This window comes from Paraconexibacter algicola (genome assembly GCF_003044185.1).
Classification (GTDB): Bacteria; Actinomycetota; Thermoleophilia; order Solirubrobacterales; family Solirubrobacteraceae; genus Paraconexibacter; species Paraconexibacter algicola.
Genome location: NZ_PYYB01000001.1, coordinates 1,709,342 through 1,723,733, shown reverse-complemented (window position 1 = coordinate 1,723,733; position 14,392 = coordinate 1,709,342). Strand labels below are relative to the sequence as shown.

At 75.1% G+C, this 14,392-nt stretch carries 18 protein-coding genes; 10 read left to right on the top strand and 8 right to left on the bottom strand.

The window, feature by feature from the left end; genetic code table 11:
- Nucleotides 1-72: 72 nt before the first annotated feature.
- Entirely contained in the window at nucleotides 73-345 is a 273-nt protein-coding gene (locus C7Y72_RS08190) for a hypothetical protein (protein WP_107568272.1), read from the top strand.
- A 16-nt stretch (nucleotides 346-361) separates the two neighbouring features.
- Here the strand turns inward: C7Y72_RS08190 and C7Y72_RS08185 are convergent, their stop codons facing one another.
- Nucleotides 362-1,726, bottom strand: a complete 1,365-nt coding sequence (locus C7Y72_RS08185; protein WP_107568271.1) for a HAMP domain-containing sensor histidine kinase — start codon at nucleotides 1,724-1,726, stop codon at nucleotides 362-364.
- Between the two features lie 6 nt (nucleotides 1,727-1,732).
- A complete protein-coding gene (locus C7Y72_RS08180) occupies nucleotides 1,733-2,461 on the bottom strand; it encodes a response regulator transcription factor (RefSeq protein WP_107568270.1) in 729 nt (242 codons plus the stop codon).
- Between the two features lie 163 nt (nucleotides 2,462-2,624).
- Between C7Y72_RS08180 and C7Y72_RS08175 the strand changes: the two genes are divergently transcribed.
- The 6 genes from C7Y72_RS08175 (at nucleotide 2,625) to C7Y72_RS08150 (ending at nucleotide 6,736) form a co-directional block, all read left to right on the top strand.
- Complete coding sequence (locus tag C7Y72_RS08175) at nucleotides 2,625-3,329, top strand: carbonic anhydrase (RefSeq protein ID WP_107568269.1); 705 nt, start codon at nucleotides 2,625-2,627, stop codon at nucleotides 3,327-3,329.
- Between the two features lie 55 nt (nucleotides 3,330-3,384).
- Nucleotides 3,385-3,777: a PaaI family thioesterase gene (locus C7Y72_RS08170; protein WP_107568268.1), complete on the top strand. Its 393-nt coding sequence runs from the start codon at nucleotides 3,385-3,387 to the stop codon at nucleotides 3,775-3,777.
- Nucleotides 3,778-4,012: 235 nt separating this feature from the next.
- Nucleotides 4,013-4,330, top strand: a complete 318-nt coding sequence (locus C7Y72_RS08165) for a hypothetical protein (RefSeq protein WP_199223886.1) — start codon at nucleotides 4,013-4,015, stop codon at nucleotides 4,328-4,330.
- 9 nt (nucleotides 4,331-4,339) lie between these two features.
- Nucleotides 4,340-5,077: an SDR family NAD(P)-dependent oxidoreductase gene (locus tag C7Y72_RS08160; protein WP_107568267.1), complete on the top strand. Its 738-nt coding sequence runs from the start codon at nucleotides 4,340-4,342 to the stop codon at nucleotides 5,075-5,077.
- A gap of 135 nt (nucleotides 5,078-5,212) precedes the next feature.
- Nucleotides 5,213-5,974, top strand: coding sequence for an SDR family NAD(P)-dependent oxidoreductase (locus C7Y72_RS08155; RefSeq protein WP_107568266.1), 762 nt, complete (start codon nucleotides 5,213-5,215; stop codon nucleotides 5,972-5,974).
- The gene (locus C7Y72_RS08150; RefSeq protein WP_107568265.1) at nucleotides 5,975-6,736 is read left to right on the top strand and encodes an SDR family NAD(P)-dependent oxidoreductase; all 762 of its coding nucleotides are present in this window, start codon (nucleotides 5,975-5,977) and stop codon (nucleotides 6,734-6,736) included. It begins immediately after the preceding gene.
- A gap of 72 nt (nucleotides 6,737-6,808) precedes the next feature.
- On the opposite strand, the gene C7Y72_RS08145 is transcribed toward C7Y72_RS08150, so the two are convergent.
- On the bottom strand, nucleotides 6,809-7,258 hold the full coding sequence (locus C7Y72_RS08145) for an SRPBCC family protein (RefSeq protein WP_107568264.1): 450 nt from the start codon (nucleotides 7,256-7,258) through the stop codon (nucleotides 6,809-6,811).
- Nucleotides 7,259-7,284: 26 nt separating this feature from the next.
- Here C7Y72_RS08145 and C7Y72_RS08140 point away from each other — a divergent pair, with 26 nt between their 5' ends.
- The 3 genes from C7Y72_RS08140 to C7Y72_RS08135 all read left to right on the top strand — a co-directional run bounded on the left by C7Y72_RS08140 (nucleotide 7,285) and on the right by C7Y72_RS08135 (nucleotide 9,009).
- On the top strand, nucleotides 7,285-7,845 hold the full coding sequence (locus C7Y72_RS08140) for a TetR/AcrR family transcriptional regulator (protein WP_199223885.1): 561 nt from the start codon (nucleotides 7,285-7,287) through the stop codon (nucleotides 7,843-7,845).
- Between the two features lie 77 nt (nucleotides 7,846-7,922).
- Nucleotides 7,923-8,516, top strand: coding sequence for a hypothetical protein (locus tag C7Y72_RS23175; protein WP_158276724.1), 594 nt, complete (start codon nucleotides 7,923-7,925; stop codon nucleotides 8,514-8,516).
- A 28-nt stretch (nucleotides 8,517-8,544) separates the two neighbouring features.
- Complete coding sequence (locus C7Y72_RS08135; protein ID WP_158276723.1) at nucleotides 8,545-9,009, top strand: MarR family transcriptional regulator; 465 nt, start codon at nucleotides 8,545-8,547, stop codon at nucleotides 9,007-9,009.
- A 27-nt stretch (nucleotides 9,010-9,036) separates the two neighbouring features.
- On the opposite strand, the gene C7Y72_RS08130 is transcribed toward C7Y72_RS08135, so the two are convergent.
- The 5 genes from C7Y72_RS08130 to C7Y72_RS08110 form a co-directional block, all read right to left on the bottom strand.
- Nucleotides 9,037-10,575, bottom strand: a complete 1,539-nt coding sequence (locus C7Y72_RS08130) for a choice-of-anchor Q domain-containing protein (protein ID WP_107568261.1) — start codon at nucleotides 10,573-10,575, stop codon at nucleotides 9,037-9,039.
- A 29-nt stretch (nucleotides 10,576-10,604) separates the two neighbouring features.
- Entirely contained in the window at nucleotides 10,605-11,672 is a 1,068-nt protein-coding gene (locus C7Y72_RS08125) for a carbon-nitrogen hydrolase family protein (RefSeq protein ID WP_107568260.1), read from the bottom strand.
- Nucleotides 11,669-13,159, bottom strand: coding sequence for an NAD(P)/FAD-dependent oxidoreductase (locus C7Y72_RS08120; RefSeq protein WP_107568259.1), 1,491 nt, complete (start codon nucleotides 13,157-13,159; stop codon nucleotides 11,669-11,671). The genes C7Y72_RS08125 and C7Y72_RS08120 overlap by 4 nt, the downstream gene beginning before the upstream one ends.
- 94 nt (nucleotides 13,160-13,253) lie before the next feature.
- Complete coding sequence (locus C7Y72_RS08115) at nucleotides 13,254-13,631, bottom strand: hypothetical protein (protein WP_107568258.1); 378 nt, start codon at nucleotides 13,629-13,631, stop codon at nucleotides 13,254-13,256.
- A gap of 48 nt (nucleotides 13,632-13,679) precedes the next feature.
- Complete coding sequence (locus C7Y72_RS08110) at nucleotides 13,680-14,384, bottom strand: TetR/AcrR family transcriptional regulator (protein ID WP_107568257.1); 705 nt, start codon at nucleotides 14,382-14,384, stop codon at nucleotides 13,680-13,682.
- Nucleotides 14,385-14,392: the final 8 nt, after the last annotated feature.

The following is a 14,392-nucleotide window of genomic DNA, read 5'->3' as shown; positions in this document are numbered from 1 at the left end:
CACGGCGCGGGGCTCAAGCCCCGCGCCGATCGTCCGATGCCAGGGGTGAGGCGTACCCTCTGAAGACCCGCCATGTGGAACCCCGCCAGCATCCGTCACGCCGCCCTCACGCTCGTCCTCGCGGGCGTCCCGCTCGTGGGCGCGATCATCGCGTTCTCGTACGCGGTGCGGCTGCTCGACGACGCCCCGGTCGGCGGCCTGTTGCTCGGCGCCGGGGTGCTGCTCGTCCTGGCGGGCTGGGCGCGCGGCCTGTGGCGCGCGGTCGGGGTCGCCCCGTCGCTGCTGACCCCGGACTGGGACCAGTTCGAGCGGCTGCGGCGCGAGTGGGAGAACCGCCCGGCCTGACGCCGGGCACCGCGCCTCAGCGGACGCCCGCGGGCGTCGCCGCCCGGTCCGCCGGGAGCGTCATCCGCACGAGCAGGCCGCCGGTCGGGGACGCCTCGAGCGTCACCTCGCCGCCCTCCTGCTCGACGAGCCGCCGCACGATCGCCAGCCCCAGGCCGGACCCGGGACGCTCGTCGGCGCCCGGCCCGCGCCAGAACCGGTCGAACGCCCGCTCCCGGTCGGCGGGCCGCAGGCCGGGCCCGTCGTCGGCGACCGTCACGACCACCCGTCCGGCCTCCGCGCACGCCCGGACCGCGACCTCGCGGGCACCGACCCCGAGCGCGTTGTCCACGAGGTTGTCGAGCACCTGCTCGAGGCTCGCCGCGCGACCCCGGACCACGAGGCCCGGGTCCAGCTCGGTGACGACGCGGGCGTGCGTGGACTGCGCGCGCTCGTCCCAGCCGGGCCGGCGCTCGTGCACGAGCGCGTCGAGGTCGACCGGCACCGCACGGGCGGGCGAGTCCTCGGCCCGCGCCAGCAGCAGCATCGCGTCGATCAGGCGGGCCATGCGGTCGATCTCCTCGGTCGCGCGGTCGAGGTCCTCGCGCGTGTCGAGGTCCTCGACGGTCTCGGCGGCGGAGTCGACCCACAGCCGGATCGCGGCGAGCGGCGTGCGCAGCTGGTGCGACGCGTCGGCCACGAACGTGCGCTGGAGGCCGAGCAGCTCGTCGAGACGACGGGTCGTGTCGTTCAGCGTCGTCGCGAGCTGGACGACCTCGGGCGGACCGGTCTCGCCCGCGCGGGCGGAGAAGTCCCCGGCACCGACCCGGGCGGCGACCTCGCGCAGGTCGCGCAGCGGCCGGGTGAGGCGGCGGGCGAGACGGACCCCGACGATGCCGCCGAGCAGGATGACGACCGCGGCGATCGCCCCGCGCAGCGTCCAGATCGAGGCGAGCTGCTCCTCGCGCTCGGCATCGGACTCGACCACGCGCACGACGCCGACGACGCGGCCGGCGTCGTCGCGCGCCGGGACCGTGATCGCGATGCCGTCCTCGCCGAGCTCCGGCCGGTCCCCGCGCTCCACGACCTCCTCCCCCGCGAGGGCGGACAGCGCGCTCGCCCCGCCGGGGCGCGGCAGCCCGCCGATCGGCGCGCCGTCCCGACCGACCGCGGACACGCGCCCGCCGGACTCCGCCTCGATCTCCGCGGCGAGCCGGCGGACGGCGGCGACGCTCACCTCGGGCGCCCCGACCAGCGCGGCGAGGCCGCGGGCGTCGCGTTCGACGCGCGCCTGCTGCTGGTCGCCGAGCTGCTGCACGAGCGTGATCGCCACCGGGATCGTGAACGCGATGAGCGCCAGCGCGACGAGCGCGACGTACGAGGTGACGAGCCGGCGGACCACGGAGGGTCAGGCCTCGCGCGCCAGGCGGTACCCGACCCCGCGGACCGCCTCGATGCGGACCGCATCGCCGAGCTTGCGGCGCAGCGTGCCGACGTGGACGTTCAGCGTGCGGGTCGAGCCGAACCACTCGCGGTCCCAGACGTCGGACATGAGCGTCTCGCGCGTGATCAGCGCGCCCGGGTCGGACGCGAGCGCGACGAGCAGGTCGTGCTCGCGCGGGGAGAGGGCGACCTCGTCGCCGTCGACCAGCACGCGCCGCGCGCGACGGTCGATCGTCACCCGCCCGAGCACCTGCGGGCCGGGAACGGCGGCCGCCTCGTCGGGGGCGCCGACGGCGACCGCGACCGACGCGGGCAGCGGCGGCGGGGCCGCGACCCGGCGCAGCACGGCGCGCATGCGGGCGACGAGCTCGCGCAGGCCGAACGGCTTGGCGAGGTAGTCGTCGGCGCCGAGCTCCAGCCCGACCACGCGGTCGGTCTCGTCCCCGCGGGCGGTGATGACGATGATCGGCACCGCCGACCGGGTGCGGAGGGCGCGACAGACGTCGAGCCCGTCGACGTCCGGCAGGCCGAGGTCCAGCAGGACGATGTCGTGGTCGGGGTGCTCGGGGACCGCGGCGCCCGTCGCGACGGCCTCGACGTCGAAGCCGTAGCGCGACAGGCCCTTCACGAGCCCGGCGGCGATCGACCGGTCGTCCTCGACGAGCAGCACCCGGGTGCGCGGCGCGGTGGTCACACCGGTCCATACGCCCCACGGCCGAGGACGGATCGCCGACGCGCCAATCGCCGGTGCGTTGCCCGAACGCTGCACGAGCCCTGCACCGCTCCTGCACGAGCGCTGCCAGGGCCACCGTCACCGTCGTCGGGCAGCTGTTCCCCCCTCACCAAGGAGCTTCCGGATGTCCGACATCACCCGCCGATCCCTCATCACCCGCGGCTCCGCCGTCGCGGCCGGTGCCGTCGCCGGTGGCGGCCTGCTCGCCACGCCCGCCTCCGCGTCGGAGAAGACCAGCGGCCTGACGCCCGGCCAGGCGCTCGCCCGCCTGCGTGCCGGCAACCGCCGCTACGTCTCCAGCCGAATGGCCGGTCCGAACCGCTCGCGCGGCCGCCGCGTGGCGCAGGCCGAGGGCCAGACGCCGTTCGCGAGCATCCTGTCCTGCTCGGACTCCCGCGTCCCGCCGGAGCTCGTCTTCGACCGCGGCCTGGGCGACCTGTTCATCGTCCGGCTCGCCGGCAACGTCACCTCGCCCGAGGGCGTCGGCTCGCTGGAGTTCGCCGCCGAGGAGTTCGGCGTGCCGCTGATCGTCGTCATGGGCCACGAGGCCTGCGGCGCCGTCAAGGCGACCAAGGCCGCGCTGGAGGACCCGAACTTCAAGGCGTCCGAGAACGTCGGGGCGCTCGCGAAGTCGATCGCCCCGTCGGTCGAGGCCGCGAAGAAGGCGGGGGCGAAGGACATCGTCGAGTCGGCGATCAATTTCAACGCCAAGCGCCAGGCCCGCATCCTGCGCCAGAACCCGATCCTCGCCCCGCGGATCGCCGACGGCCGCCTGGCGATCGTCTCCGCCCGCTACGACCTGGAGACCGGGCGCGTCAGCTTCCTGTAGCCCGGAGGTTCCCTCGGCCGGTCGTCCGGCACCGGCGCCCGCGATACTGGGCGCCATGACCGGACGACCTGCCGACCAGGCCGTCGACGACGTCACCCGCTGGCTCGGGATGCGCCTCCCGGCGAGCGGCGTCACCGAGCTCGACGTCCGTCCCGCGCTGTTCAACCCGGCGGGCCTGGTCTCCGGGCCGGTCACGATGGCGCTGATCGACTACGCGATGGCCACCGCGCTCTGGGCGCACGTCACCGAGGACGAGGACATCGCGACCACGAACATCTCGGTGAACTACCTGCGGTCGGCGCGCGAGGGCCGCATCCGCGCGACCGCGACGATGGACCGCCGCACCGCCCGGGCGGCCTCCCTGCGCGCCGAGGTCCTGCACGAGGACGGGACGCTGATGGCGACCGCCGTCGGCACCTTCGCGATCTTCGCCCGCCGGGGGCACTGAGCCGCGGGCCTGCCCCCAACGGGGGACGAAGGTCCCGCGCCGGGCCGATGCGACGGCCGTCACCGTCCGCCTACCGTGGTCGGTGGCCGGGGATGTCACAGCCGTCCGCGGTGCAAGGACCGGAGCGGACCCGCTCCAGCAGCACCCTCCCTCATCCCACGGGCGTGGTGGCGGCCAGCCGGTCGCCACCCCGTCCTGGGACCCGGACGGCCGCCTCGTCCGTACCCTGTTCGTGGTGCCCGTCCCGCTCGTCGCCGCGCTCAGCTTCCTCCTCGGCTTCGGGGTCGCCGATCTCACCGGCGTGCGCCCGCTCGGCGGGCTCGTGCTCGTCGCCGGCGGCGTGTGGTGCGCGCGCCAGGTCCGCCCGGTCGCCGGCACCGCGCGGACCGCGGTCCTGCTGCTCGTCGCGCTGGCCCTGTTCGTCGTCTCACACCCGCTCGGGCACGAGATCGGCTCGTGGGCGGCCGTCCTCGTGGTCTCCGCGCTCGTCGCGCTGGCCGCCGCCGTGCTCGGCGGGCCCCCGCGCGGGCGCGCCTCCCGCGCCGCCGCGTAGGCTGCGCCCATGAGCTCTCCCCAGGTCGCCCTCGTCACCGGCGCGGCGAGCGGTCTCGGCCGCGCCGTCGCCACCGCGCTCGCCGCCCGCGGTGCCCAGGTCATGTGCGCCGACGTCGACGAGGCCGGTGGCCAGGCGGTCGCCGAGGAGCTCGGCGGCACGTTCGTGCGCTGCGACGTGCGCTCCCTGGAGGAGAACCGCGCCGCGGTCGCCGCCACCGAGGCGACCTACGGAGGACTCGACCTCCTCTACGCCAACGCGGGCGTCTCCAGCGGCATCGGCCTCGGCGAGGAGTTCGACGAGGAGCGCTACCGCCACGTCATGGGGGTCAACCTCGACGGCGTCGTGTTCGGCATCCACGCCGCGCTGCCGGCGTTCGAGCGCCGCGGCGGCGGGGCGATCGTCGCCACCGCCTCGCTGGCCGGGCTCACCGCCGTGCCGCTCGACCCGCTGTACGCGGCCAACAAGCACGCGGTCGTGGGCCTGGTCCGCTCCCTCGCGGCGATGAAGGAGCAGCGCGGCGTGCGGATCAACGCGGTCTGCCCCGGGTTCAGCGAGTCGAAGATCATCGCCCCGTTCCGCGAGGCGCTCGTCGCCCAGGGGCTGCCGATCATCCCCGCCGAGCAGGTCGCCGACACCGTCCTCGCGCTGTTCGACGGCGACATGAGCGGCGAGTGCTGGTTCGTGCAGGCCGGGCGCGAGAGCCAGCCGTTCGGCTTCCGCAACATCCCCGGGCCGCGCGCCTGACGGACCGTGCGCCCGCCGTCGCGGGCGTTTGTCGCAGGAGCCCAACTCCACCCCGGGCCGGGGTGGGAACCGCCCTACCGCCGTGCGCGACGCGCGGACTAGGGTCGGGTCCCCGAGTACGTCCCAGGAGGAGAGATGGCAGAGCTGGAGGGCAAGAGAGCCGTGATCACCGGCGCCGCGACCGGGCTCGGTCGCGCGATCGCGGAGCTGTTCGTGGAGCGCGGCGCGTCCGTGTACCTCACGGACATCAACGAGGAGGGCGTCGCCGAGACGGCCAGGGAGCTCGGCGCCGTCGGCTCCAGCCGCTGCGACGTCTCCTCGGCCGCCGACCAGGAGGCGCAGTTCGCGGCCGCCCAGGAGGCCTTCGACGGCGGGTTCAACCTCGTCGTCAACAACGCGGGCATCGAGATCGCGTCGATCCTGGTCGAGCAGTCCGAGGAGGACTTCGACCGGATGATGGACATCAACGTCAAGGGCGTCTGGCTGGGCATGAAGCACGCCACCCCGCACCTCGTCGCCGCCGGCGGCGGGACGATCGTGAACATGTCCTCGGTCGCCGGGGTCGGCGGCGCGCCGCTGCTCGGCAGCTACTGCGCGTCGAAGGCCGCGGTCATCCAGCTCACCCGCGTCGCCGCGTACGAGCTGCGCGCGCACAACATCCGCATCAACGCGGTCTGCCCGGCGTTCATCGACACCGCGATGGTCGACCGCCTGGTCGCGCCCGTCGAGGCGCTCACCGGCATGGACTTCGAGGAGCTCGCGGCGCTCAAGCAGGGCCGTCGCGGCACGCCGGCCGAGGTCGCCGAGATGACCGCGTTCCTCGCGTCCGACGACGCGGCGTGGACCACCGGGTCGCACTACGTCCTCGACAACGCTCTGACTGCGGGGTTGCTCTAAATGGGTCAGCTGGACAGCAAGGTCGCCATCGTCACCGGTGCCGGACAGGGCATCGGCAAGGCCGTCGCGGAGGCCCTCGCGGCCGAGGGCGCGACGGTCGTCGTGTCGGACATCAACGCCGACGCGGCCCAGGCCGTCTCCTCCGCACTGGGCGGCGGCTCGTCGTTCGCGGCGGACGCCAGCAGCGAGGAGGACGTCCAGGCGCTCGTGCAGCACGCGGTCGACACGCACGGCAGGCTCGACATCGCGGTCGCCAACGCGGGCATCGCCCACATGGCCCCGCTCGTCGGGCAGTCGCTCGCGGACTTCCGCAAGGTGACGTCGATCAACCTCGACGGCGTGTTCCTGGTGACCCGCTACGCGGGCCCGGTCATCGCCGGTGGCGGCGGCGGGACGATCGTGAACATCGCGTCGATCACCTCGCAGGCCGCCGCACCGCTGATCGGCAGCTACGCGGCGTCGAAGGCGGCGGTCGTGTCGCTGACGCAGACCGCGGCGATCGAGCTCCGTGACGCGGGCGTCCGCGTCAACGCGATCTGCCCCGGGTTCATCGACACCCAGCTCGTCGTCGACCGCAAGGCGGACTTCGAGGCGCTCGGCCTGCCGATGCCCTTCGACGACCTGATCGCCGCCAAGCAGGGCCGCTACGGCACGCCCGAGGAGGTCGGCAAGCTCGCCGTGTTCCTCGCGGGCCCCCGGTCGAGCTTCAGCTCCGGCTCGGCCTACGTCCTCGACGGCGGCGCGCGCGCCTCCGTCCTGTAGCTCCCTCAGGCGACCGCTCGGGCCGGTGTCCGCGTGCTGCGCGGCGCCGGCCCGACGTCGTCGTGGGCGGCCTCAGGCGGTTGCGAGCTGCTCGGCCAGCCGCCGCATCGCGGTCTCGTTGGTCCGGCGGATGACCGCGCGCGCGACCGGGGCGGTGAGCCGGTCGACGACCGGGGTGACGATCCACCGGTACTCGAAGGCGATCCGCGTGCCGCCGTCCGGCAGCTCCTGGAGCCGGTAGGTGCCCTCCGCGGTCCGTCCGGCCCGGTGGGCGATGTTGCGCTCGACGATCAGCTCGGGCGCTCGGACCTCCGTGACCTCGATGTCGACGACGTCGCGGACGCCGAGCGCCTTGACGTGCACGCGGGCGCGCGCGCCGACGCCGCGCGTCGGACCACTGGGCTGCCAGTCGCGCAGCAGGTGGTCGGTGAACGCCTCGTGGTTGGCGAGCACGTCGAGGTGGTCGTAGACGGCCTCGCGTCCCTGGGGGACGTCGATGGAGACGGTGACAGGCTCGGGCATGGTGTACCAGATGGTACACTCTTCTGGTGCCCGGTCCGCGCGAGAAGCTCCTCGACGCCGCGATCGCGTTCGTCGCCGACCGCGGCCTCACCGACCTCTCGCTCCGCGCCCTGGCCGCGGAGCTCGGGACGAGCCACCGCATGCTGATCCACCACTTCGGCTCCAAGGACGGGCTGTGGGTCGCGATCGTGCAGGAGGTCGAACGGCGCCAGCTCGCCGCGATCGACGACCTCTCGGTCGACCCGACGCTGTCGTTCGCCGACGCGCAGCGTGCCTGGTGGGCGCACATCTCGGACCCGTCGCTGTGGCCCAGCGAGCGGCTGTTCTTCGAGGTCTACGCCCAGGCGCTTCGGGGACGACCGCCCACCGGGGCGTTCCTCCCCGGCGCGGTCGACTCGTGGCTGGAACCGACCGCGCGGCTCGCCGAGGCCCTCGGCCTCCCCCCCGCGCAGGCGCGGGCGTTCGCACGGGCGGGCCTGGCGCTGACCCGCGGGCTGCTGCTCGACCTGCTCGCCACCGGCGACCGTGCCGGCGTCGACGCCGCCATGGAGGACTGGATCGCCCTCAACGCCCCGCGATTCGCCTGAGCCCGGACCGCGACGTCGCGCAAGCGTCGTTGCCGCGGTCGACACTCCTTCCGCCCGCGCCTACGGTGCAACGCACCATGCGAGCGGAGCAGTTCGACGACTACGTGACCGCCCTCGCCCGCGGCCTGCGGGCCTCGGGCGTGGAGTTCCTCCTGCTGGAGGACGACGACATCGACTCGATCACGGTCGTGCCCGGCCCCTCGCGCCGCAACCTCGACCGGCTCGTCCGCGCGCTCCAGCGCATGAACGCGACCGGCCGCGTCCCCGGCGAGCGCGAGACGCTCCCGGTCGACTACGACCACCTGCTGCGCTGCGGCCCGTCGCGCTGGCCGATGCGCGTGGACGGCGCCGACACCGACATCATGGTCGTGGACGTCGCCGACGGTCGCTACGGCCGCTACTACGAGTCCTCGCGGCGGGTGGAGATCGAGCCCGGCCTCGCCGTCGACGTCGTGCCCGACGCCCCGATCATGACCCCGCGCCGCGCCGACGCGACCGACGTGCTCCCCGAGCTCTCGACGATGAGCCAGCGTGAGCGCGACATGCAGCGCCTCAAGCGCCGTGCCGCCGCCGCGAAGGCCGAGCGGCGCGCCGCTCGCGGCGGGCGCATCGCCCCCGTGCCGGTCCTCAGCGGCCCGCGCACGTTCGCGAACCTCCGCCGCCCGCACTGAGCCGGCGCGCGACCCCCAAGGAGACCCCGTGTCGACACGCATCACCCAGGTCATCGAGACGCTCGAGGCCGAGCGCGCCCAGCTGGCGTCCGAGATCGCCGAGCTGCAGGGCCGGCTGGAGTACGTGGAGGTGCAGCTGCGCAGCTTCCGTGACCACGCCGCCCAGCTGCCGGTCACCGACGCGCCCGCCTCCCCGTCCCCGGAGAAGGCCCGGCACACCAAGCGCGTCGAGAAGGCGTCACGGGCCCGCAAGCGGCGCGCGGAGATCAAGCCGCTGCGCCGCGACCTCGTCGCCGAGGTGGTCGCGTTCCTGCGCGCGCACCCGGGCTCGACCGCCGGGGACATCGCGCGCGGCCTCGACGTCAGCGCCAGCACCGTCTCGGCGAAGATCAAGCACCTGACCCAGGTCGGGCAGGTCGTCAAGGCCCAGCGCGGCTACGCGCTGCCGCCCGAGGCCGAGGCCGAGGGCGGGACGGAGACCGCGACCGACTGACCGCGGTCCCGTCCGCTCCGGCGGGACCTAGCGCCGGCCGCGGCTGACGCGCACCGCGACGGCGGCGGTCGTCCGCCGTCCCGCCGCGACGCTCAGGCCGACGACCCGGCCCGTGCGGACGGTGCGGGACCGCACGCGGCGGGTGGCGGCGATTCGGCACCCCGCCCGCGTCAGGGCCCGACGCGCCGCGGTCAGCGTCGTGCCGCGCTTCACGCGCGGGACCGTGCATGCGCGCGCGGGCGCCGGGGTCGGAGTGGGCGTGACCGCGGGAGCGGGGGTCGCGGTCACCGGGGCAGGCGGCGTGGCGAAGGTCAGGTCGGGTCCGGTGGCCGTTCCGGCGGCGTTCGTGGCGACGAGCCGCGCGTGGTAGGTCGTCCCGGCCGTCAGACCGGCGATCGTCTCGGCGACGTCGCGGGCAGGGTCGAGCGTCGCGGCCGTGCGCTCCGGCGTCCTGCTCCCGTAGGCGGCGGTCGGGCCGTACTCGAAGCGGTACGTCGTCGCCGAGCCGCGCGGGTCGACGCGGCTGCGCAGGCCCGCCCCGGTCTGGGTGACCGCCTCGGCCGTCGCCGCGTCGGCGACCGGCGCCAGCGGCCGCTCGAAGGCGCCGATGTCCGTCGCCGGCCCGATCGACCGGGCGACCCCCTGCAGGTCCAGCAGGCCGTTGGCGGGCTCCGTCACGCCCGCGTCGACCATCGCCGATCCGGGCGCCGGCAGGTAGTCACCGCCATAGGTGGGTGCGGCCGCCGTGTTGCCGGCTCCGCCGAGGGCGTAGCCGCCGCCGGCCAGGCTGATGTCGTCGGCCACCGTGAAGGAGCGCACGACGCCGGCGGTCGCGGTGTCCTGGACGACGCGGATGTCGTGGTTGGGACTGTCGGCGACGGCGTTCACCAGCCGCAGGGTCGTCGGGCGCGTCGCGACCGAGAACACCGAGATGGCGTTGCCGAAGTTGTCGTTGCCGGCCGGCACCGGCGTCGTGACGACCGCGGTGACGTTGCGGGCGGTCGGCGCGTTCGGGCCGCTGAGGGTTCCCGAAGCCGACAGCGCGTTCGCGTACTGGCCGGTCGCGACGCAGAGCGCGTCCGCCAGTACCGCGTTGCCCTGCAGCTGACAGGCGCTCGAGCCACCGGTCCCGACGACGCGCACGTCGACGCGCGTCGCGGTCGTGTCGCCGCTCAGCAGCAGGCCGCGGTGGTTCGCGGTGGACAGCTGACGGATTGTGAGGTCGCTGACGGCTCCGCCCGCCATCGTGATCGCGACCGGATCGACCGCCGTCGAGATGATCGTCGCCCGGCGCCCCGGGCCTGCCCCGTGCACGTGCACGTCGAGCGCGGTCGGCTGGATCGACGTGGTCAGGGGCGAGGCGGTGCTGCCGTAGGTCCCGGTGCCGAGGTCGACGTCGTCCCCGCTGGTCGCGCCGCTCACCGCGGTCGTCAACGAGCACGGGGCGGCCTGCGTGCAGGCCGTGCCGGCGCCGTCCGGCGCCGCGTGGCGGGTCGCGGCGGCCGCCGAGGCGGGGAGCAGGGCCGTGCCCGCCGCGGCGAGCAGGAGGGTGGAGCGCAGGGTCATGCCCGCCCAACTGTCGACGGACCCGGAAGTTACGCGGCGCTCAGCGACGGATCGTCGGCCGCCGCCGGCGCGCCGGCCGGGTCGGGGAGCATGCCGGCCGGCACGTGGTCGGGCAGGTCGCTGCCGTCGTGGGCGCCCGGCTGCTGCCACCAGTGCTCGCCGCGCCGGTGGCGCAGCGCGTAGGAGCAGCGTCCCTGGGCGTTGGTGGCGTACCAGACGGCGTGGACCGTCCACGGCAGCACGGGCATCCAGAAGCGGGGCGGCACCGGGTTCATCGGCTCCGCGGCACCGCTCCAGTCGAGGTCCGCGCACACGTACCCCTCGCCGTCGGCGTACGACAGCGATCCCAGCGAGGTGCCCTGCGCGTCGCAGATCTGCGTCTCGCCGAGCGTGATCGTCGGCCAGTCGATCCACGACGCGAACGGGGTCTTCATCGTGATGTCGCCGACGTGCGAGGGCATGACGCACGGCACGCCGACGACGCGCGCCATGCGACCGGGCGTCTCGCGTGCGAGCTCGACCATCGTCGCGTGCTCGCGATTCCAGAACCACGGCCGGGTCGCCTTCCACGAGGGGAACGACGGGAAGCACATCCCGCCCGCGACGATCCGCACGCGACCCCGGAGGCGGGCCGCGGTACGGCTGCGGAGCCACTCGAACCCGTTCGCGACACCCACGGGTCCAAGCGCGGTGTCGACGATTCCCGGGTCGGTGCCGGCCGAGTAGTAGGCGTTCTCCCACATGGACGGCTGGTCCTTGTCGTGGAAGTGCACGGAGCCGTCCGGCTCGCAGACCGCGTACGTGCCCCGGGCGTGCGCGCCGCGCACCGCCAGGTAGCCGCCGCCGATCGTGCAGCCGTGCTCGCGCGCGAGGCGCCGGTAGGTCGCGAGCGTCGGGCCGACGAGCGGCTCGGTGACGTCGCGCATGACGGGGTGGGCGATGTTGGGAGCGTTGGCGCTCTCCGGGAGGAACAGCATGTCGGGGTCGTGCTCGCGCACGGCCTGCCCGACGATGTCCTCGATGTGGCGCAGGTTGCGCGCGACCTCTCCGCGCTCCACGCGCAGCTGGACGGCGACGACGCGTCGGGTCTCGCTCATGCCGCCACCCGCTCGGCGCCGGCGGGGACGGACTCCCCGATGTCGAGCGGATCGACCGCGACGGCGGCGGGGGCGACGGCGGGCGCCGCGCCCGCCGCGCGGGCGGGCCGTCGCGGCGGCCACTGCCAGTCGGTGCGCTCGCTGCGCGACTGGCGGGTGCTGCGGAAGCGCGGGAAGAGCTCCTCCCGCCAGATGCCGGCGTCGATCCGCAGCTCCTCGACGGCCTCGCGGAGGATCGCGCGCCGGTCGGCCCCGCGGCGGAGCATCGCGCGCGTGGCGAAGCGCGCCCCCACGAGCGGGTTGAGGACCCGATGGGGGGACTGGATGCGGTCGAACATGTGCAGCAGCCGCGGCGGGTCGGCGCCGTCCCAGGCCGCGAGGACCTCGCGGTGCAGCGGGCTGACGTCGAAGATCCGCGACTCGCGGTTGCCCCAGTGGTAGGTGGCCATGCACTCGCGGTCGCGGCGCTCCTCGACCGCGCGCAGCGCGGCGTCGAGCGCGGCGGGGTCGTCGAGGACCGGGGCGGCGGCCTCGCCCCAGAGGCGGCCGAAGCGCATCGCGTCGCGCATGCCCTGCCCGATGATCGGATCCTTGAAGTGGCCGGCGTCGCCGGCCAGGCACCAGCCCGGGCCGGAGGAGCGACGGAAGAACGCGGGGTTCTCCGCGGTGGAGCGGAGCTTCGTGAAGTTCGTCGCGCCGCCGAGCCGCTCGCGCACGGCGGGGTTCTCCTCGAGCATCCGCTCCCACATGCCCATCGGGTCCTTGCGCCAGGCAGGGATGTCCTCGCGCGGGCCCATGAAGAGGCACAGGACGCGGTCGTCGGGGCAGGGGAAGATGAGCGCGTGGGTGGCACCCTGGCGCAGCTGGATGAGCCGCTCCCGCCAGACGGTCCCGACCTGCGGGTCGTCCATGTAGAAGAAGGCGCAGGCGCGGTTGTTGTCCGACCCGCGGTAGGGCCGCTCGCTGCCGACCATCCGCGCGACGCTCGACCGGCGGCCGTCGGCGCCGACGAGCAGCGAGCAGGACACCGCGTACTCCTCGCCGTCGGGGCCGCGGAGCACCGCGCCGGTGACCCGACCGCCCGCCCAGACCAGCCGCTCGCACGAGGTCCGCTCGCGCAGCTCGGCGCCGGCGTCGATCGCGGTGCGCACCAGCGCGTCGTCGAAGTGCGGGCGCGGCACGCAGATGCCGTAGTCGATCCCGTCGACCGACGCGAACCGCTCCAGGCAACGCACGCCGTCGGCCTGCACCATGCCGTGCGTGGCCTTCGGCGGGTCGCACGCCATGACGCGCTCGAGCGCACCGAGCTTGTCGATCTCCGCGACGGCGCTCGGGAAGTTCACGTGCGTGGACAGCGTGTCGGAGGGGAACGCGGTGCGGTCGACGAGCAGGACGCGGCGTCCGGCGCGCGCCAGGGCGATGGCGGCGGCCGAGCCCGCGCACCGCGCACCGACGACGAGCGCGTCGTAGTGGGGCGAGGAGGTCACGGGACGACCGTAGGCGGCGGGCGCGTGCGCGCCATCACCACTCGGGGGACACTCTTGCCCCCTCCGGGGTGAAGTTGCCCTCGCGGTCGATCGGTCAGCCGCGCGGGACGGCGGCCGCGACGACGCCGAGCGCGGCGATCGCCAGGCAGCCCGAGGCGATGGCGCGGGCCCGGTGCGGCGCGAACCGTCCGTCGCGTCCGGCGCGCAGCACGGCGGCCGCGTCGAGCGCGTCGACCCCGGCCCCGAGAAGGAAGGCGCGCGTGGCGGTCCCGGGGCCGAGCGCCCCGGCCGCGATCGCGCCGACCACGAGCTCGCGCGAGCCGAACAGGCGTAGCAGGTAGTCGCCGTCGGGGTTGTCGGCGGGCGTGGTCCCGACCGCGCGGGCGACGGTGGCGGGCGCGCCGAGGGCGAGGACGCCGGCGGCGAGGCGGCCACCGGCGAGCGCGGCGCGGAGTCCGGAGATCGGCGTCATGCCGGGGGTACGGGGCGCGGGCGTGCTGCAGGCCACCGGGCGGGAACGTCAGCGGATCCGGGGGAGCGGCACGCGGCCGTCGACCGCACCGTCGGGCCCGCGCAGGGCGCCCGTCGCGAGGCCCTCGCGCAGGAGCCAGCGGGCGAGCTCGAGCGTCTCAGTGATCTCGGCGTCGGAGAGGCGCAGCCCGTCGGGCTGCAGCCGCAGGCCGATCACGCCGTTCCACGCGCCCCAGAGGTAGCGGGCCAGTCGGGCGCTGTCGACGGGCCGGGCCTCGCCGGCCGCGATCGCCGCGTCGATGTTCTGCGCGAACCGCTCCAGCAGGCCGCCGACCTGGTCGCGGATGCGGGCCTCGAGCGCGTCGTCGTCCGTGAGCCCGGCGACCCCGGGCGCGCGGAAGGCGAGGAACTGGAAGGCGCCGGGGTGCTCCTGGTGGAAGCGCAGGTACGCGTCGCCGCCGGCCAGGACGCGCTGCAGCGGGGTGAAGGACGGGTCCTCGCTGCGGAGCATGTACTCGCCGAACAGGGCGAGCGAGCGCTCGACGAGGGTCAGGTACAGGCCGCGCTTGTTCTCGAAGTGCGTGTAGATCGAGCCGACCGAGACGTCGGCGCGTTCGGCGATCTCCTCGATGCGGGCGGGCTCGTAGCCGTCGCGGCGGAAGACCTCCTCGGCCGCGTCCATGATCGCCGTGCGCGTCCGTGCGCGCCGGCGCTCGCCGCGGGCGGCCGCGGAGGTGTCGAGCGTGTCGGGCATCGCGCCCC